The sequence below is a fragment of the Stenotrophomonas sp. MH181796 genome, assembly GCF_009659995.1.
In the GTDB taxonomy this organism is placed as follows: domain Bacteria; phylum Pseudomonadota; class Gammaproteobacteria; order Xanthomonadales; family Xanthomonadaceae; genus Stenotrophomonas; species Stenotrophomonas riyadhensis.
The window spans coordinates 67,203-83,424 of the sequence record NZ_RAHU01000010.1; the positions used below are offsets into that span (position 1 = coordinate 67,203).

Here is a 16,222-nt window from a genome sequence, read left to right on the forward strand (position 1 = left end):
TGTCAGTGACTGCCGCTGGCCGTGGCGGGAGGGGCCGGAGGCGCCTCTTCCTCGGGCAGGTCCAGGCTGTAGGTGCAGCCGGCCAGGGTCTTGCCGGGGTGGGAGGCCACGGTGGAGACGCTGAGGATGATCGACTCGATCTGGGCCTCGCCGGTCTTCGGGTCGGTCACATCGCGGCTGACCAGCTCGCGCCCGGCCATGAACTTGCCGTCCTGGTCGTAGCCGGTCTCCAGTTCCAGCCGTTTGGCCAGAGGCCGAGGATCGGCCTGGTCGAGGACTGCCATGATGCTGGCACCGGCCACCGCCACCCGCTCGCTGACCGTGCCGAATACGGTGACCGGCTGGGCCAGGCGGTACTCGCTCATGAACTGGTTGCCCTGCGGCAACGGTTGCAGGCCCTGGGCCACGGCCTTCAACGGGTCGGCCAGCAGTGGGGCGAGCGCAGCGTACTCGGCCACGCCCTGGCGGCATTCGATCAGCGCGGGCAGATCAAGACGGGAGGCGAAGGCCTGCGGGGCGGCAAGGACACACAGCAGGGGCAGGCAGCAGCGCAGCGACACGGGCGGACTCCGCAGGCGGGCCGGACATCATAACGGCGACGGGCGCGGGATCTCTGCTTTGCTGCCGCGGCGGTTGCGGGACAGCAGGGCGCGCACTGCCATCACCGGCAGGGTAAGAAGCACTGCCTTCATCGCGGTGTGCAGCACGGTGATCAGCCCGAGCGCCACCGACTGCAGCAGGCCCTCGTGTTCGAGCCAGGGCGCCAGTGCCGGCTCGGCGGCCTTTGCCAGCGGCATGTACATCGCACAGAGGGCGTACAACAGCCAGAGCGAGGCAGTTGACGCATGGAAGAACGGCAACGTGGCTGCCGAGCGCCGCAGACGCTGCTGGACCGCCACCCGCCAGGCCACCGGCGCGGTGAACGCGCCGATGAACATCAGCACCAGTGCGCTCGTCACCAGGCCCATCGTGGTGCTGGTGCCGTGCCGATGCTGCAGCAGGTGCGGTCCGATCATGCTGACCGCCAGGCTGGCAATGACGCACGCCGGTGACAGCAGCGCCAGCGTGCGCAGCAGCCAGTGCTGCCCGCTGGGGTCGCCCGCGCTGACGCGGCGCACCAGGCGCGCGCCGAGGATCAACACCGCTGCAAGCCCGAGGCCGCCGATCAGCAACGACACCCCACCGTTCCCGAACATCATCCCTGTTCTCCCGAAATCCGTTGGGCGAGCATAGCCTCCGGAACAGCGTCAGCGCTCTCCGGCGTACGGGTCGGCGATGCCGAGCTCGGCCAGGATCTCGCGCTCGAGCTGTTCCATGGCCTCCGCTTCCTTGTCGTCCTCGTGGTCCCAGCCGAGCAGGTGCAGCACGCCGTGCACGGTCAGGTGCGCGTAGTGAGCGTTGAGCGCCTTGCCCTGTTCGTCGGCCTCCCGCGCAACGACCGGTGCACAGATCACCAGGTCGCCCAGCAGCGGGAACTTCACGCCCTTGGGCAGGCCTTCCGGCACTTCGGCCGGGAAGCTGAGCACGTTGGTGGCGTAGTCCTTGCCGCGGTAATGGCGGTTCAGCGACTGCCCTTCCTTGCTATCGACCACGCGGATGGCCAGGTCGGCCTCGCGGATGCGGCCCTTCAGTGCGGCGGCCACCCACTTGCGGAAGCTGACTGCCGCCGGCAGGCCGGTACGCGGCAGGGCATAACTGACGGCGACGTCCAGTCGCACGGGACCACGGGTCATGGAGTTGCTCCAGGTTGGATCTGATGCAGGTCGCGGCGGTCGTACGCGCTCACGATACGCGCCACCAGCGGGTGGCGGACCACGTCGCGGGACTCGAAGAAGGTGAAGCTGACGCCCTCGACCTCGCGCAGCACATCGATGGCATCGCGCAGGCCGGACTTCACATGCTTGGGCAGGTCGGTCTGGGTCAGGTCGCCGGTGACCACTGCGGTGGAGCCGTAGCCCAGGCGGGTCAGGAACATCTTCATCTGTTCGATGGTGGTGTTCTGTGCTTCGTCCAGGATCACGAAGGCATCGTTGAGCGTGCGGCCGCGCATGTAGGCCAGCGGCGCGATCTCGATGACGTTCTTCTCCAGCAGCTTGACCACCTTCTCCACGCCCATCATTTCGTACAGGGCGTCGTACAACGGTCGCAGGTAGGGGTCGACCTTCTGGCTCAGGTCACCGGGCAGGAAGCCGAGCTTCTCGCCGGCCTCCACCGCCGGGCGCACCAGGATCAGGCGCTGCACCCGTGATTCATTCAGGGCTTCGACCGCGCTGGCCACGGCCAGGAAAGTCTTGCCGGTGCCGGCCGGGCCGATACCGAAGTTGATGTCGTGGGTGGCGATCTGGTGCAGGTAGCGGCCCTGGTTGGCGCCGCGACCGCGCACCGTGCCGCGCTTGACCTTGATTGCCACGTCCTGCGCTTCGTAGGAGCGCTCGGCGATCTGCTCGACATTGGCCTGCGCCAGGCGCAGGTGGATGGCGTGGTTGTCGAAGGTCGTTTCGCCGGCTTCGGCGTACAGCGCTTCAACCAGCTTCTGCGCCTCGACGATGGCTTCGTTGGGCCCGCTGATGCGGAACACGAAGCCACGGTTGGCGATCTCCACGCCGAGCTTCAGCTCGATCTGGCGCAGGTGCCCGTCGAAGGGGCCGCACAGGTTGGCCAGTCGCTCGTTGTCTTCCGGCGACAGGGTGAAGTCTCGATGATCGATGCTTTTCATTGCTTGGGGTGGGGCGGATGCCTTCCACCGCAGTGTATTCAGGGAGGACAAGGGTAGCGCGCGTGCGGGGCACACGGCCAGCAGACGGTCGATACAGCGTTTTCCACACCCCGTGTGGACGGGGCACGCGGAAACCTGTGGATAGACCTTCGCACTGCTTGTGCCACAAGGCCCATGAGGTCCTGGTGAAAAAAGCGTCATGGTCGCCCGTCGCTACGGCGGCACTGCCACGGGGGCCTGCAAGGGGCGTTCATCGTGATGGCAGTGCAGGTTTCGTTGCCGGGCGAGCAACAAAGCCACGTCCTGCCGGATTTCCACAACGGTTGTGGAATGATGCCGAATCAACCTGTGGATAGGTGGTGCGGAGCCTTGCAGCCAAAGGCTTGCCCACACGCGGTGAAAAAAACGCCAGGGCTGATCGGAATCATTGAGGGTGCACGGGGCACATGGCACCGTGTCGCCGTCGCAGGAGGGGATGGCATGGGCATCGGCAACGGGATGCGTGGAATCGGACTGGCGGGCATCGGCCTGCTGGCGGGGTGTGGGCAGTCAACGCCGACTGCGCTGGGCACGCTGGAATGGGACCGGATCACCGTGCCGGCGCCGGCAGCCGAAGTGATTGCAGCGGTGGAGGTGCGGGAGGGCCAGCAGGTCAAGGCCGGTGCCGTGCTGATGCAGCTGGACCCGGCGCGGGGAGACGCGCAGTTCGCCGCAGCAGAGGCTGACACGGCCCGTGCGCAGGCGCAGCTGGAAGAGCTGAAGATCGGCCCACGCCAGGAGCAGATCGCCCAGGCCCAGGCGCAACTGGCCGCGTTGCGCGCACAGGCTGCCGAAGCAAGTGCCTACTACCGACGCGTGCAGCCCCTGGCGCGCCAACGCCTGATCGCCGCCGCCGAGCTGGACCGCGCACGCGCCGCCGCCGGCAATGCCGAGGCCAGCGTACGTGCCGCCGAGCAGGCCTGGCTGGAACTGGTGCACGGCAGCCGCGCGCAGGATATCGCCCAGGGCCAGGCGGCCGCCGACGCCGCACGGGCACAGCAGGTGGTACAGGGCGTGAACCTGCAGAAGCTGCAGTTGCGCGCACCGCGCGATGGGGTGGTCGATGCATTGCCCTACCGGCAGGGTGACCAGGCACCGATCGGTGCGCCGCTGGCAGTGATGCTGGTCGGCGAGCGCCCCTATGCGCGTGTCTATCTGCCGCAACCGCTGCGTCTGCATATCAAGGTCGGGCAGGCCGCGCAGATACAGCTGGAAGGCGGCAACACAGTGCTGAAGGGGCATGTACGTGCGATCCGTAGCGAACCATCGTTCACGCCGTACTACGCACTGACCGGCGATGACGTCGAACGGCTGAGTTATCTGGCCGAGATCGAAGTGGATGTGGCCGCCGACATGCAGAAGCTTCCGGCCGGGCTGCCGGTGCAGGTGCGCTTCTGAACACCGGCGAGGACATCGCGGTCCACGCACGCGGGCTGACGCGCCGCTTCGGTGATCTTCTGGCCGTGGACAACGTCGACCTGACCGTGCCGCGCGGACAGGTATACGGGTTTCTGGGCCCGAACGGGTCCGGCAAGTCGACCACCATCCGCATGCTGTGCGGCCTGCTGGAACCCAGCGCAGGGCAGATCGAGGTGCTGGGCCTGGCCGTGCCCGAGCAGGCAGAGGCATTGCGCCGACGCATCGGCTACATGACCCAGCGCTTCTCGTTGTATGAAGATCTGTCGGTGCGCGAGAACCTGGAGTTCCTCGCTGCCATCCAGGACCTGCCGCGCTTGCAGGCCCGGCAGCGGGTCGACACGCTGCTGCAGCAGTACCGGCTGCAGGACCGCCAACCACAACTGGCCGGCACGCTCAGTGGTGGGCAGAAGCAACGCCTGGCCCTGGCCGGTGCCGTGGTGCATTCGCCCGAACTGCTGTTCCTGGACGAGCCGACCAGTGCGGTCGACCCCGAATCGCGCCGCGATTTCTGGGAGGCCCTGTTCGAACTGGCTGATGCCGGCACCACGGTGCTGGTGTCGACCCACTACATGGACGAGGCCGAGCGCTGCCATCGCCTGGCGATCCTTGATCGTGGTGCACTGGTGGCCGATGGCACGCCGGCCGAACTGTGTGCACGGCTGGACGGCCGCACGCTGCAGGTCACCTCGACGCAGCCGCGCCAGGCCAGCCGCGCACTGTCTGAGCTGCCCGGCGTGCTGAGCGTGGCGCAGATCGGCACCCAGCTGCGAGTATTGTGCAGCGAGGATGTCGCGGACGCCGTCGCATTGCGGCGCGCGCTGGCCAGCGCCGATCCGCAGGCCCGCATCGAGGCGGTGGCGCCGAACCTGGAAGACGTCTTCGTCGCCGCTACCCGCGGCCGTGGCCGGGAGCCAGCGGCATGAACCTGCGCCGGCTGTGGGCGATCATGCTCAAGGAATTGCGCCAGCTGCGCCGCGACCGCATCACGCTGGCGATGATCGTCGGCATTCCGGTGATGCAGCTGCTGCTGTTCGGCTACGCGATCAATCTCAACCTGCGCCATCTCAACGCCGGTGTCGCCGACCAGGCCAACAGTGCGGCGTCACGTGCGCTGGTGCAGGACATGGTCGCCACCGGCGTGATCACGCCGCACAGCGAGGCGTATACGCCCGATGAACTGATGCAGGCGCTGCGCCGTGGCGAAATCAGTGTCGGCATCGTCGTGCCGGCCGACTTCGAGCGTCGTCGCTTCGATGGACGCGAGGCGGTGCAGGTGCTGGTCGATGGCAGCGACACCGTGGTGCAGAGCGCGGCGATCCAGCTGGCGCAGGTGCCGCTGGATACGCGCCCGACCAGCAACACGCGGCCCCTGCGCGAAGGCAGCATCGCCAGTGGCCAGGTCAGCGTGACCAGCTTCTACAACCCGCAGCGGCGCTCGGCGGTGAACATCGTGCCGGGCCTGATCGGGGTGATCCTGACCATGACCCTGGTGATGTTCACGGCGGTGGCGGTGGTGCGCGAACGCGAGCGCGGCAACATGGAACTGCTGATCGCCACGCCGGTGTCGCGCAGCGAACTGATGGTGGGTAAGGTGCTGCCCTATGCAGCCATCGGTCTGCTGCAGACCACGCTGGTGCTGGTGCTGGGCACCTGGCTGTTCCAGGTGCCGATCCGCGGCAGCCTGCTCGATATCTATCTGGCCGCGGTGCTGCTGGTGCTGGCCAACCTGGCGCTGGGCCTGCTGATCTCAACGCGCGCGCGCTCGCAGTTCCAGGCGATGCAGATGACGTTGTTCCTGTTCCTGCCGTCGATCCTGCTGTCGGGCTTCATGTTCCCGTTCGCCGGCATGCCGCGGCCGGTGCAGTGGCTGGCCGAGGTGTTGCCGCTGACCCACTTCCTGCGACTGGTGCGCGGCATCATGCTGCGTGGCGCCTCGCTGTGGGAGCTGTGGCCGGATGCGCTGGCGCTGCTGGCCTTCATCGTGGTGATGATGACCCTGGCCATCCTGCGTTTCCGCAAGCGCCTGGATTGAGGCCAACAGGCCGGGGTCGGATCCCCGCAGGGGCTCCGACCCCGGGATTTACTCCGCTACCACCCGCGCGCGCAGCGAATTGGTCAGCGCTTCGGTGATCACCACGTCCACGAACTGGCCGATCAACCGCGCCGGTGCCGGGAAGTTCACCGAACGCATGTTTTCGGTCTTGCCGGTCAGTTCGTTCGGGTTCTTCCGCGAAGGACCTTCCACCAGCACCGTCTGCACGGTACCGACCATCTTCTCGGAGATGCCGGCGGCGTGTGCATTGATGCGCTCCTGCAGGCGCGACAGGCGCGCGTGCTTCTCGGCATCGCTGATCGTGTCCTCCAGATCCGCAGCCGGTGTACCCGGGCGACGCGAATAGATGAAGGAGAAGCTGTGGTCGAAGCCGATGTCCTCGATCAGCTTCATGGTCTTCTCGAAATCGGCATCGGTCTCGCCGGGGAAGCCAACGATGAAGTCCGAGCTGATCGAGATGTCCGGGCGCACCGCGCGCAGCTTGCGGATCTTCGACTTGAATTCCAGTGCGGTGTAGCCGCGCTTCATCGCCGACAGTACGCGGTCGCTGCCGGCCTGCACCGGCAGGTGCAGGAAGTTGGCCAGCTGCGGCACGTCGCGGAACGCGTCGATCAGCGAATCGCTGAACTCCAGCGGATGCGAGGTGGTGAAGCGGATGCGGCCGACGCCATCGATCTCGGCGATGGTGCGGATCAGCAGGCCGAGGTCGGCGAACTCGCCGTCCCCATAGGGCCCACGGTAGGCGTTGACGTTCTGGCCGAGCAGGTTGATCTCACGCACGCCCTGTGCAGCCAGCTGCGCCACCTCCACCACCACGTCCTCGAACGGGCGGCTGACTTCGGTACCGCGGGTGTAGGGCACCACGCAGAACGAGCAGTACTTGGAACAACCTTCCATGATCGAGACGAAGGCCGAAGCACCTTCGGCGCGCGGTTCCGGCAGGCGGTCGAACTTCTCGATCTCGGGGAAGCTGATGTCCACCTGCGGGCGCTTCTGCTCGCGCCGTGCACGGATCAGTTCCGGCAGGCGGTGCAGGGTCTGCGGGCCGAACACCAGGTCGACGAACGGCGCGCGCTTGATGATTGCCTCGCCTTCCTGCGAAGCGACGCAGCCGCCCACGCCGATGATGACCTCGCGGCCCTTGTTCTTCAGTCCCTTCCACACGCCCAGCTGGCTGAACACCTTCTCCTGCGCCTTCTCGCGGATGGAGCAGGTATTGACCAGGATGACGTCGGCGTCGTCCGGGCTGTCGGTCAGTTCCAGCCCATCGCTGGCGGCAAGCACGTCGGCCATCTTGGCCGAGTCGTACTCGTTCATCTGGCAACCGTGGGTCTTGATGTACAGCTTGCCCTTGACCTGGTCTGGCTTGCGCGGACCAGCGGGCAGGGCAACGAGCGGGGTACCGCCCGGCGTGGCGGGCGGAAAGACGTCTGGCGTCCCGGTCATGGCGCTTAATCCATTCGGGTGGCGGGAAAGCGGGCAATTCTACCCGCATCCCGCGCCACCCGCCGCGCCTGCGTAGAGCCGGGCCCACGCTCGGCTGCTCCTCCATCACCTGCGTGGCAGCCAGGCATGGCCTGGCTCTGCTGAAACCCAAGCCGAGCGTGGGCTCGGCTCTACAAGGGGGCGCTGCTTACGCCGCTACCAGCTCCGCATCGATCTGCCGTGAACGCTCGAACGCGGTCATCGCGCAGATCCGGGCGACGTAGTCCTTGGTGGCCGGGGCCAGCTGCAGCAGGCCGAAATCACTGGTCCAGAACAGCGCATTGCCCCACAGCACGTCGGCGGCGCTCATCGTCTTGCCGAGCAGGTACGGCCCCTGCGCCAGCTGGGCCTCGACCACCTGCAGCACGGTCTCCGCGTCGTTGTAGGGCGACATCAGGCGCGGCGGCGGCTCGCGATGCATCGCCTTGTCGATCATCGCCGGCTCGAAACAGGCGCCGTAGAAGGCCATCCAGCGCAGGTAGGGGCCGCGCAGGGCGTCGCCGATCGGCGGGGCCAGCCCGGCTTCCGGGTACAGGTCGGCCAGGTACAGGTAAATCGCCACCTGCTCGGTCACCAGTGCGCCGTTGTGGACGATGGCCGGCACCTTGCCCATCGGGTTGATGGCCAGGTAGGCCGGGGCCAGGTTGGCGCCGGCCTTCAGGTCCAGCACCTGCATGCGGTAGTCGGCACCCAGCGCTTCGAGCAGGGCCACGGCGCCGCTCGAGCGCGAACGGGCGGCGTGGTACAGGGTGATCTGGCGTGAGGTCATGGCATTGCTCCTTGCGGTGGGTGGTGAACTGGAGCTCATCCTGGGGCACTATTGCGGACGACTTCTGTCCTCGATCCTTCATGCGCCATACCGCCCATCGACTGCTGCGTCTGATTGCCCTGCTGCAGGCCCGTCGGCAGTGGTCAGGGGCCGAACTGGCCGACCGCATGGGCGTGGACCGGCGCAGCATCCGCCGCGACATCGAGCGGCTGCGTGAGCTGGGTTACCCCGTGCAGGCCTCGGCCGGGGTCGGCGGTGGCTACCAGCTCGGCGCCGGCGCACCGGTGCTGCCGATGCTGCTTGACGAGGAGGAGGCGACCACCCTGGCCATTGCCCTGCGCGCGGCCTCGGCGACCGTCGCCGGCATCGACGACACCGCGCGGGGCCTGCTGTCCAAGCTCGACCCGCTGGTGCCGACCCGTCGCCGCCAGCAGGCCGGCGAGGTGCACGCCGCTACCGCCACCCTGTCCGAGCTGCCGGCCACCGATGCGCGCCTGCTCGGACGGCTGGCCCAGCATTGCCGGCAGGCTTCGCGCTTGGCTTTCGAGTACCGCAGCGCGCAGGACGCGGTCACCCAGCGCGAGGTCGAGGCCCAGCACCTGGTCAACTACGGCCGGCGCTGGTACCTGCTGGCCTGGGATCTGGGCCGGCAGGGCTGGCGTACCCTGCGCGTGGACCGGATGGGAACGGTGCGGGAATGTGCCGAGCCGGGCATGCACCGGCGCACCCCGGCGCCACCGGACGTGATGGTGCGGCAGGCGGTCAGCCAGGCCCCGTTCGCGCTGCAGGCGATCCTCCGCCTGGCCGGCAGCTACGCGGAGCTGGAAGGACGCATCCCGCCCTGGTGCGGCGTGCTGGAAGCCGATGGCGCGGACCATTGCCTGCTGCGGATGGGGGCCGAAAGCCGCGGGATGATGCTGGCGCAGATCCTGAGCCTGGACCGGCTGCCGGTGGCGCTGTGGACCACGCCGCCCGGCCTGCGTGACGAACTGGCCCAACGCCTGGCAGGGTTGGGTCAGCTGCTGGCTGTGCCGCCGGTCACAGCCTGAGCCGCATCGCTTGGCAAGTTCCGGCGAAGCTGGGACACTCGCCGCCATGAAGGGGATACTGGGGACAACGGCGATCATCATCGCTGCGCTGGCCGCTGCGCCGGCCAGCGCCGGAACCCTGTACAAGTGCCAGGGCCCTGACGGCGTCACCAGTTATGTGAGCAAGCGGGTGGCCGGTGCGCGCTGCAGCACCATCAGCTACAGCCGTGACACCCGTCCGGCCCCGCGCCCGGTAGTGACCGCGCCCAGGCCGGCGCCGACCACGGTGGCCAGCATCGAACGCAATCCGGTGGCCGTTGCCGCCGGTGCCGCAGCGCCGGCAACGGTCGCACCTGCGTCCGTACCCGCGCAGCCGGTCGCGTCGCGCGCCGGTCGCATGGTCAGCGGTCAGGTCTATTCCTTCATGAAGGACGGCGTGCGCCACTACACCAGTGCGCGCCCGACCCAGGTGGCCAACCTCGGTCCGGTACGGACCATCCGCTACAGTTTCATGGAGCGTTGCTACGCCTGTGGCGTCAATCCGCGCGTGGACTTCGGCACGGTGCGCCTGAACACCACGGCTTTCCAGGGCGAGATCAGCTCGGCCGCGCGCGAGTTCGGCGTGGAAGAGGCCGTGGTGCGCGCGATCATCCATGCCGAGTCGGCCTACAACCCGACCGCGCTCAGCCGCGCGGGTGCGCAGGGCCTGATGCAGCTGATGCCGCCAACCGCTGCCCGCTTCGGGGTCAGTGACTCCTACGACGCCGGGCAGAACATCCGTGGCGGCGTGCAGTATCTTGCATGGCTGCTGAAACGCTTCAATGGCGACCTGACCCTGGCGGCGGCGGGCTACAACGCCGGCGAAGGTGCGGTCGATCGCCACGGCGGCGTGCCGCCCTACAGCGAGACGCAGTACTACGTGCGCCGGGTCGGGCAGCTGGCGGAGCGTTACCGCACCGCATTGACGCACCAGTAGTGCCGGCCGCTGGGCAATGGCCGGTACCGACCGGCCGCTGGCCGGCAACCCCGCAATCAATGTTGTTGCAATGCGTTGTGTGGCGCGCGACGGTTCAGCTACACTCGACCGTGATTCAATGCGGCTCTGGCCCCCACCGGATCCGCTGGCAGCCTTAAAGCTACCTAATCAATATCGGAGTGCCGGATGGCCAACGATGGGGTACACGATCCAGTCAACACCGGACGTCGGCGTTTTCTTTCTGCCACCACAGCCGTGGTGGGCGCCGTCGGCGTCGGATTCACCGCAGTTCCTTTCATCAAATCCTGGAATCCCAGTGCCCGCGCCAAGCTTGCCGGCGCACCGGTGGTGGCCGACATCAGCGCCCTGCAGGAAGGCCAACGCCTGATCGTGGAATGGCGTGGCCAGCCGATCTGGATCGTCAAACGGTCCAAGGCGATCCTCGATGCGCTGCACGGGCTGGACGGCCGTCTCAAGGACCCAGAGTCCGGCGAGAAGGACCAGCAGCCGGAGTACGTGCTGAAGCAGAACCCCGAGCTGCGCTCGATCAAGCCGGAGATCTCCGTGCTGGTCGGGCTGTGCACGCACCTGGGCTGCTCGCCGGAAATGGTCGCCGAGATCCGGCCCGAGCCCTACGATCCGCAGTGGAAGGGCGGTTACTTCTGCCCGTGCCACAAGTCGCGTTTCGACATGTCCGGCCGCGTCTTCAAGGACGTGCCGGCGCCGATCAACCTGAAGGTGCCCGCGCACCACTACCAGGACGACAACACCATCATCATCGGTGTTGATCCGCAGGGGGCTGCCTGATGGCCAATATCCTCAGCCGTACCGCCAGCGGCGTCGCCGACTGGGTCAATGCCCGCGCGCCGGGCCTGATGCCGGTCTACCGCAAGCACGTCACCGAGTATTACGCGCCGAAGAACTTCAACATCTGGTACTACTTCGGTTCGCTGGCGCTGCTGGTGCTGGTCAACCAGATCGTCACCGGCATCTTCCTGACGATGCACTACAAGACCAACGCCGCCGAGGCGTTCGGCTCCATCGAATACATCATGCGTGATGTGGAGTGGGGCTGGCTGATCCGCTACATGCATTCGACGGGCGCCTCGCTGTTCTTCATCGTGGTCTACCTGCACATGTTCCGCGGCCTGCTGTACGGCAGTTACCAGAAGCCGCGCGAGCTGGTGTGGATCCTCGGCATGCTGATCTACCTGGTGCTGATGGCCGAAGCCTTCATGGGCTACGTGCTGCCATGGGGCCAGATGTCGTTCTGGGGCGCCAAGGTCATCATCTCGCTGTTCGGCGCGATACCGGTGATCGGCAACGGCCTGACCGAGTGGATCATGGGCGACTACCTGCCCAGTGACGCCACGCTCAACCGCTTCTTCGCGCTGCATGTCATCGCTTTGCCGCTGGTGCTGTTGCTGCTGGTGGTGCTGCACCTGGGCGCGCTGCACGAAGTGGGGTCTAACAACCCGGACGGCGTGGAGATCAAGAAGGGGCCGAAGGGCAACCGCTGGTCGCCGAACGCGCCGGCCGACGGCATTCCGTTCCACCCGTACTACACGCTCAAGGATGGCGTCGGTGCCGGCTTCCTGCTGATCATCGCCGCCTTCATCATCTTCTTCGCGCCCGGTTTCGGCGGCCTGTTCCTGGAGCACGACAACTTCACCGAGGCCAACCGCCTGGTGACCCCGGAGCACATCAAGCCGGTCTGGTACTACACGCCGTACTACGCGATGTTGCGCGTGGTACCGAACAAGCTGGGCGGCGTGCTGGTGATGTTCTCGGCCATCGCGATCCTGTTCCTGGTGCCATGGCTGGACAAGGCGCGGGTGAAGTCGGTGCGTTACCGCGGCTGGATCTCGAAGGTGATGCTGGGTGTACTGGCGGTGTGCTTCGTCTGGCTGGGCGTGATCGGCTCCGGCCCGGGTACCGACGTGCACGAGACCTACATCGGGCGGGTGCTGACCTTCCTGTACTTCGCGTTCTTCATCACCATGCCGCTATGGACAAGGTTGGACAAGACCAAGCCGGTACCGGAGAGGGTGACCACGCATGACTGAGCGCTGGATGGTCCGACTGGCCCTGGCGGCCACCTTGATGCTGGGCAGTTTCCTGGCCTCCGCCGCCGAGGGCGGCGCCAAGCTGCTGCAGGCAGGCAACGACCTCGGTGACCGCGCCTCGCTGCAGCGCGGCGCACAGCTGTACATGAACTACTGCTCCGGCTGCCATGCGCTGAAGTACCTGCGCTATTCGCGGATGGCGCAGGACCTGGGGCTGACCGAAGAAGAGGTGATGAACAACCTCAACTTCACCGGCTCGGCGATCGGCGACCCGATCCCGGTGGCGATGCCCAAGGAGAACGCCGAGAAGTGGTTCGGCAAGATGCCGCCGGACCTCAGCCTGATTTCGCGCGTGCGTGGCAGTGACTGGGTCTACACCTATCTCAAGTCGTTCTACCTTGATACCAGCCGGCCGCTGGGCTGGAACAACGCGTTGTTCGCGAACGCCTCCATGCCCAACCCGCTGTGGGAAATGCAGGGCCTGCAGCATGCCGTGCATGGCAAGCCCGAGGCCCCCGGCATGGACCCGCCGGTGACTGGCCTGCGCATCGAAACGCCCGGTTCGGTGGATGCCGGCCAGTACGACCAGGCCGTGCGGGACATCACCAACTTCCTCGAATACGCCGGCGAACCGGCCGCGCTCAAGCGCCAGCAGCTGGGCGTGTGGGTGATCCTGTTCCTGGCCCTGTTGACCTTCCTGCTGTACCTGCTGAAGAAGGAATACTGGAAGGACGTTCACTGATTCTGCCGCCGACCATCGCATGGGCCTATTGGCTTTTGTGATGGTCGGTTGCACACTCGGGGAGGAGTCGACCGCTGGCACGGTGCCGGCGGCGCCGATGCGGCAGGCGGTCTCCTGTCGTGGGAGAGCCTTTGATGGCGGCGAGCGTACGCATGCGCAATACACTGACGCTGTTTTCCTCGAACGACGATGTGCTGTGCCACCGTGTACGTCTGGTGCTGGCGGCGAAAGGGGTCACGTTCGACTTCGTTCCGGTCGATCCGCAGAACCCGCCTGAAGACCTGATCGATCTCAATCCGTACCACTCGGTGCCGACCCTGGTCGAGCGCGAGCTGGTGCTGTACGCGGCGTCGGTGGTCAGCGAATACCTGGACGAGCGCTATCCGCATCCGCCACTGATGCCGGTCGATCCGCTGTCGCGTGCACGGATCCGCCTGGCCATGCTGCGCATCGAGCACGACTGGGTACCGCAGGTGCAGGCCATCCAGCTGGGCAACAAGACCCAGGCCGAGGCCGGCCGCAAGCGCTTGAAGGAGCTGCTGACCGCCTCGCTGCCGCTGTTCAAGGCCAGCAAGTTCTTCCTCAACCCGGAAATGAGCCTGGCCGACTGCGCGATGGCGCCGATCATCTGGCGCCTGCAGTCGCTGGACGTGCCGCTGCCGAAGGACGGCAAGGCGATCGAGGACTACGGCAACCGCATCTTCCGCCATCCCGGTTTCGTCCGCAGCCTGACCGACCAGGAAAAGAAACTGCGCGATCTGCCGGTCTGATCCGGCCCCGCATTACCCGTCTGCACGCCGACCGGCGTGCAGGCGATCCGCCCCGGCGGGGCGCCGGGCGCGTACACTTCACGCATGACCGAAGACTTCTTCCACATGACCAGCCACCGCCCGTACCTGCTGCGGGCGCTGGTGGAATGGATCAACGACAACCAGCTGACCCCGCACATCCTGGTCGACGCCGGCGTCCCCGGCGTGCAGGTCCCGCCTTCGGCGGTCAAGGATGGCCGGGTTGTGCTCAACATCGCCGAACGTGCTGTCGTACGGTTGATGATCGACAACGAGATGGTGAGCTTCTCGGCGCGCTTCTCCGGTACCAGCTACCCGGTGCAGGTGCCGATCAGCGCCGTGCTGGCCGTCTATGCCCGCGAGACAGGGCAGGGCATGGCGTTGCCGGACGACATTCCGGGCAGCGAAACCGCGCCGACCAGCGATGAGCTGCTGCATGACGAAGGCACGCCGCCGGACGATACGCCGCCGGCCAGTCCGCCGCCGAAGGGCCGCCCGAACCTGCGCGTGGTCAAGTAATCCTTCCGACGCCGCCCCGATGGGCGGCGTTTTTCCTTGCCCGTTTGGCGGCAGGTGCCGACCGTTGGTTGGCACACCCTTGAACCCTACACATCCTCGGCATCCTCCACATCCGGCCGGATCTGGCTGATCCGTGCCGCGCCGGGGCCGGTGAACGAGATCAGCTGGTCGCCGCGCAGCACCATGCGGCCCACGTGGCGATCGATGCCATCGTAGGAATACTCGAACTTGAACGTGCGCTCGAAACCGAGCCGTCCATCCTCGCCACGCGACAGCCGCAGGCCAGTGGCGTGCACGGCCTGGTCCAGCCACTGCACATCGGCGGCGCGGCAGGCATTGCGGCCCAGCTCGACCGCGCGCTCGGCGGCCGAACGTGCGGCGTTCCAGAAGAAGTAGATGATTCCGCCGGCAATCAGCAACAGCAGCAGGGTGGGCATGGCGTCAGCCGTCAGGTGTCGATCCGGCAAAGATGGCGGCGAACGTGCGCTGGATCAAGCGCTGGATTCACCGCCGCGGCTGCGGTTCGCTGGATACCGGCTGCGCGGGCACGATGACCGGTTGCGGTGCCGGGGCGGGCTGCATCGGCGTCGCAGTGGGCGAGGGCATCACCAAGGGGGCCGTTGCGGTCAACTGCAGCAGCGCCGCCCAGTCCTGGCGGTTGAAGCTGCATTCGTCCTCGCGGCCCGGCGTGCAGCTGGGGTCGATGCCGGTGCTGTTGCGTTCGCGCGCGGGTGGCAGCTTGATCAGCCCGGTGCGGTCCAGCGGCAGCAGCCGCATCGCCACGGTGTTCATCACGTTGCCGCCGACCAGGTACAGGGTCTGGTCGCCGCCAAGATTGGCCGCTACCACCACTTCGCAATGTGATTTCCAGTGGCCCACCGAGCCATTGCCCAGTGCCTGCACCAGCCCGCTGTAGCTGAGCGTGGTGCTGCGGTCGCGCAGGAAGCACAGCAGGTCGCCGGGCGCGGGTTTGGCCGTGGCGGGGTCGACCAGCCGGTATGGCACGCCCGAGGGGCCGCCCTGGTACGCGGCACGGATGTAGTCGATGTGGCGTGGCGACGTGTTGAAGCCGGGAACGCCGGACTGCACCATCACCCAGGAAATGAACGCGGCCGACCACGGGTTGTCGATCAGGAAGGCGCGGCAGTCGCTGTCGGTATAGCGCGTGCCCAGCGGTGCCAGGCAACTGCTGGCGCCGGCGATGCTGCCCATCGCGTTGAGCGTGCCGCTGTTGCGCCAGTAGCCGGCCACGCGCTGCCAGGCGATCAGCCCGTTGTCGGCCAAGTGATCGCTTTCGGCTTCGGTGACGCTGAGACTGGCGGCGCGGCCATCGCGATCGATGAAGGGGCGGAACCACAACCGGTGCTCGTTGCAGGCGGTATTGCGGATGGCCACCGCCAAGGGACTCAGGCCGAAGCGGGGCGGCACATCGCAGGCTTCAGCGGCTGCGGCGGACAGGGGGGCTGCCGCGAGCAGCAGGCAGGCAGGCAAGAGCATCCGGCGCATGCGCGGCTCCTGTGGGGGATGCCGGCAGCGTCGCAGAGGACGGCGTGGCCGAGCCGTGAAGGCGAACGGATCCTGTAGAGCCGAGCCATGCTTGAGATTGGGGTCAGATCCCTTTT

The 16,222-nt window shown here is 67.0% G+C and carries 18 protein-coding genes; 10 read left to right on the top strand and 8 right to left on the bottom strand.

The genetic code is table 11. The annotated features are described in order from the left end of the window. Nucleotides 1-2: 2 nt before the first annotated feature. The 4 genes from D5301_RS22345 to D5301_RS22360 are packed head-to-tail and all read right to left on the bottom strand — an operon-like array spanning nucleotide 3 to nucleotide 2,716. Entirely contained in the window at nucleotides 3-560 is a 558-nt protein-coding gene (locus D5301_RS22345; RefSeq protein WP_324187377.1) for a hypothetical protein, read from the bottom strand. A 27-nt stretch (nucleotides 561-587) separates the two neighbouring features. Continuing rightward, the gene (locus D5301_RS22350) at nucleotides 588-1,199 is read right to left on the bottom strand and encodes a hypothetical protein (protein WP_153856932.1); all 612 of its coding nucleotides are present in this window, start codon (nucleotides 1,197-1,199) and stop codon (nucleotides 588-590) included. A gap of 48 nt (nucleotides 1,200-1,247) precedes the next feature. Then, nucleotides 1,248-1,733 carry an rRNA maturation RNase YbeY gene (ybeY, locus tag D5301_RS22355; RefSeq protein ID WP_110711766.1) on the bottom strand — a complete coding sequence of 162 codons (486 nt, stop codon included), beginning with the start codon at nucleotides 1,731-1,733 and terminating at the stop codon, nucleotides 1,248-1,250. Continuing rightward, on the bottom strand, nucleotides 1,730-2,716 hold the full coding sequence (locus D5301_RS22360; RefSeq protein WP_005415936.1) for a PhoH family protein: 987 nt from the start codon (nucleotides 2,714-2,716) through the stop codon (nucleotides 1,730-1,732). Before D5301_RS22360 ends, ybeY begins: the two co-directional genes overlap by 4 nt. Before the next feature lie 480 nt (nucleotides 2,717-3,196). On the opposite strand from D5301_RS22360, the gene D5301_RS22365 reads away from it, so the two are divergent. The 3 genes from D5301_RS22365 (at nucleotide 3,197) to D5301_RS22375 (ending at nucleotide 6,206) form a co-directional block, all read left to right on the top strand. Beyond that, nucleotides 3,197-4,153, top strand: coding sequence for an HlyD family efflux transporter periplasmic adaptor subunit (locus tag D5301_RS22365; RefSeq protein ID WP_153856933.1), 957 nt, complete (start codon nucleotides 3,197-3,199; stop codon nucleotides 4,151-4,153). A gap of 65 nt (nucleotides 4,154-4,218) precedes the next feature. Then, on the top strand, nucleotides 4,219-5,097 hold the full coding sequence (locus D5301_RS22370; RefSeq protein WP_324187378.1) for an ABC transporter ATP-binding protein: 879 nt from the start codon (nucleotides 4,219-4,221) through the stop codon (nucleotides 5,095-5,097). Continuing rightward, nucleotides 5,094-6,206, top strand: coding sequence for an ABC transporter permease (locus D5301_RS22375; protein WP_110711770.1), 1,113 nt, complete (start codon nucleotides 5,094-5,096; stop codon nucleotides 6,204-6,206). Before D5301_RS22370 ends, D5301_RS22375 begins: the two co-directional genes overlap by 4 nt. 48 nt (nucleotides 6,207-6,254) lie before the next feature. Here D5301_RS22375 and miaB read toward each other — a convergent pair whose 3' ends face one another. Then, nucleotides 6,255-7,673, bottom strand: a complete 1,419-nt coding sequence (gene miaB / locus D5301_RS22380) for a tRNA (N6-isopentenyl adenosine(37)-C2)-methylthiotransferase MiaB (protein WP_049399909.1) — start codon at nucleotides 7,671-7,673, stop codon at nucleotides 6,255-6,257. Nucleotides 7,674-7,860: 187 nt separating this feature from the next. After that, the gene (locus D5301_RS22385; RefSeq protein WP_153856935.1) at nucleotides 7,861-8,481 is read right to left on the bottom strand and encodes a glutathione S-transferase; all 621 of its coding nucleotides are present in this window, start codon (nucleotides 8,479-8,481) and stop codon (nucleotides 7,861-7,863) included. 80 nt (nucleotides 8,482-8,561) lie between these two features. Between D5301_RS22385 and D5301_RS22390 the strand changes: the two genes are divergently transcribed. The 7 genes from D5301_RS22390 (at nucleotide 8,562) to D5301_RS22420 (ending at nucleotide 14,600) form a co-directional block, all read left to right on the top strand. Continuing rightward, on the top strand, nucleotides 8,562-9,530 hold the full coding sequence (locus tag D5301_RS22390; protein WP_153856936.1) for a WYL domain-containing protein: 969 nt from the start codon (nucleotides 8,562-8,564) through the stop codon (nucleotides 9,528-9,530). A 46-nt stretch (nucleotides 9,531-9,576) separates the two neighbouring features. After that, nucleotides 9,577-10,485 carry a lytic transglycosylase domain-containing protein gene (locus tag D5301_RS22395; protein WP_153856937.1) on the top strand — a complete coding sequence of 303 codons (909 nt, stop codon included), beginning with the start codon at nucleotides 9,577-9,579 and terminating at the stop codon, nucleotides 10,483-10,485. 186 nt (nucleotides 10,486-10,671) lie between these two features. Then, nucleotides 10,672-11,292: a ubiquinol-cytochrome c reductase iron-sulfur subunit gene (gene petA, locus D5301_RS22400; RefSeq protein ID WP_049423262.1), complete on the top strand. Its 621-nt coding sequence runs from the start codon at nucleotides 10,672-10,674 to the stop codon at nucleotides 11,290-11,292. After that, on the top strand, nucleotides 11,292-12,551 hold the full coding sequence (locus tag D5301_RS22405; protein ID WP_110711774.1) for a cytochrome bc complex cytochrome b subunit: 1,260 nt from the start codon (nucleotides 11,292-11,294) through the stop codon (nucleotides 12,549-12,551). Before petA ends, D5301_RS22405 begins: the two co-directional genes overlap by 1 nt. Further along, nucleotides 12,544-13,293, top strand: a complete 750-nt coding sequence (locus tag D5301_RS22410) for a cytochrome c1 (RefSeq protein WP_049423258.1) — start codon at nucleotides 12,544-12,546, stop codon at nucleotides 13,291-13,293. Before D5301_RS22405 ends, D5301_RS22410 begins: the two co-directional genes overlap by 8 nt. Nucleotides 13,294-13,427: 134 nt before the next feature. Continuing rightward, entirely contained in the window at nucleotides 13,428-14,063 is a 636-nt protein-coding gene (locus tag D5301_RS22415) for a glutathione S-transferase N-terminal domain-containing protein (RefSeq protein WP_005408842.1), read from the top strand. A gap of 84 nt (nucleotides 14,064-14,147) precedes the next feature. Further along, the gene (locus tag D5301_RS22420; RefSeq protein WP_049399914.1) at nucleotides 14,148-14,600 is read left to right on the top strand and encodes a ClpXP protease specificity-enhancing factor; all 453 of its coding nucleotides are present in this window, start codon (nucleotides 14,148-14,150) and stop codon (nucleotides 14,598-14,600) included. Between the two features lie 86 nt (nucleotides 14,601-14,686). Here the strand turns inward: D5301_RS22420 and D5301_RS22425 are convergent, their stop codons facing one another. Together D5301_RS22425 and D5301_RS22430 are read right to left on the bottom strand one after the other, a co-directional pair. After that, entirely contained in the window at nucleotides 14,687-15,037 is a 351-nt protein-coding gene (locus tag D5301_RS22425; protein ID WP_005415950.1) for a DUF3301 domain-containing protein, read from the bottom strand. Between the two features lie 67 nt (nucleotides 15,038-15,104). Further along, nucleotides 15,105-16,106, bottom strand: a complete 1,002-nt coding sequence (locus D5301_RS22430; protein WP_110711775.1) for a DUF2272 domain-containing protein — start codon at nucleotides 16,104-16,106, stop codon at nucleotides 15,105-15,107. Between the last annotated feature and the right edge of the window lie 116 nt (nucleotides 16,107-16,222).

Coding starts and splice junctions, on each gene's coding strand:
- D5301_RS22365 (WP_153856933.1), top strand. CDS start 3,197: ATGGGCATCGGCAACGGGATGCGTGGAATCGGACTGGCGGGCATCGGC.
- D5301_RS22425 (WP_005415950.1), bottom strand. CDS start 15,037: ATGCCCACCCTGCTGCTGTTGCTGATTGCCGGCGGAATCATCTACTTC.
- miaB (WP_049399909.1), bottom strand. CDS start 7,673: ATGACCGGGACGCCAGACGTCTTTCCGCCCGCCACGCCGGGCGGTACC.
- D5301_RS22410 (WP_049423258.1), top strand. CDS start 12,544: ATGACTGAGCGCTGGATGGTCCGACTGGCCCTGGCGGCCACCTTGATG.
- D5301_RS22405 (WP_110711774.1), top strand. CDS start 11,292: ATGGCCAATATCCTCAGCCGTACCGCCAGCGGCGTCGCCGACTGGGTC.
- D5301_RS22360 (WP_005415936.1), bottom strand. CDS start 2,716: ATGAAAAGCATCGATCATCGAGACTTCACCCTGTCGCCGGAAGACAAC.
- D5301_RS22415 (WP_005408842.1), top strand. CDS start 13,428: ATGGCGGCGAGCGTACGCATGCGCAATACACTGACGCTGTTTTCCTCG.
- D5301_RS22350 (WP_153856932.1), bottom strand. CDS start 1,199: ATGATGTTCGGGAACGGTGGGGTGTCGTTGCTGATCGGCGGCCTCGGG.
- petA (WP_049423262.1), top strand. CDS start 10,672: ATGGCCAACGATGGGGTACACGATCCAGTCAACACCGGACGTCGGCGT.
- D5301_RS22420 (WP_049399914.1), top strand. CDS start 14,148: ATGACCGAAGACTTCTTCCACATGACCAGCCACCGCCCGTACCTGCTG.
- D5301_RS22385 (WP_153856935.1), bottom strand. CDS start 8,481: ATGACCTCACGCCAGATCACCCTGTACCACGCCGCCCGTTCGCGCTCG.
- D5301_RS22395 (WP_153856937.1), top strand. CDS start 9,577: ATGAAGGGGATACTGGGGACAACGGCGATCATCATCGCTGCGCTGGCC.
- D5301_RS22430 (WP_110711775.1), bottom strand. CDS start 16,106: ATGCGCCGGATGCTCTTGCCTGCCTGCCTGCTGCTCGCGGCAGCCCCC.
- D5301_RS22375 (WP_110711770.1), top strand. CDS start 5,094: ATGAACCTGCGCCGGCTGTGGGCGATCATGCTCAAGGAATTGCGCCAG.
- D5301_RS22390 (WP_153856936.1), top strand. CDS start 8,562: ATGCGCCATACCGCCCATCGACTGCTGCGTCTGATTGCCCTGCTGCAG.
- ybeY (WP_110711766.1), bottom strand. CDS start 1,733: ATGACCCGTGGTCCCGTGCGACTGGACGTCGCCGTCAGTTATGCCCTG.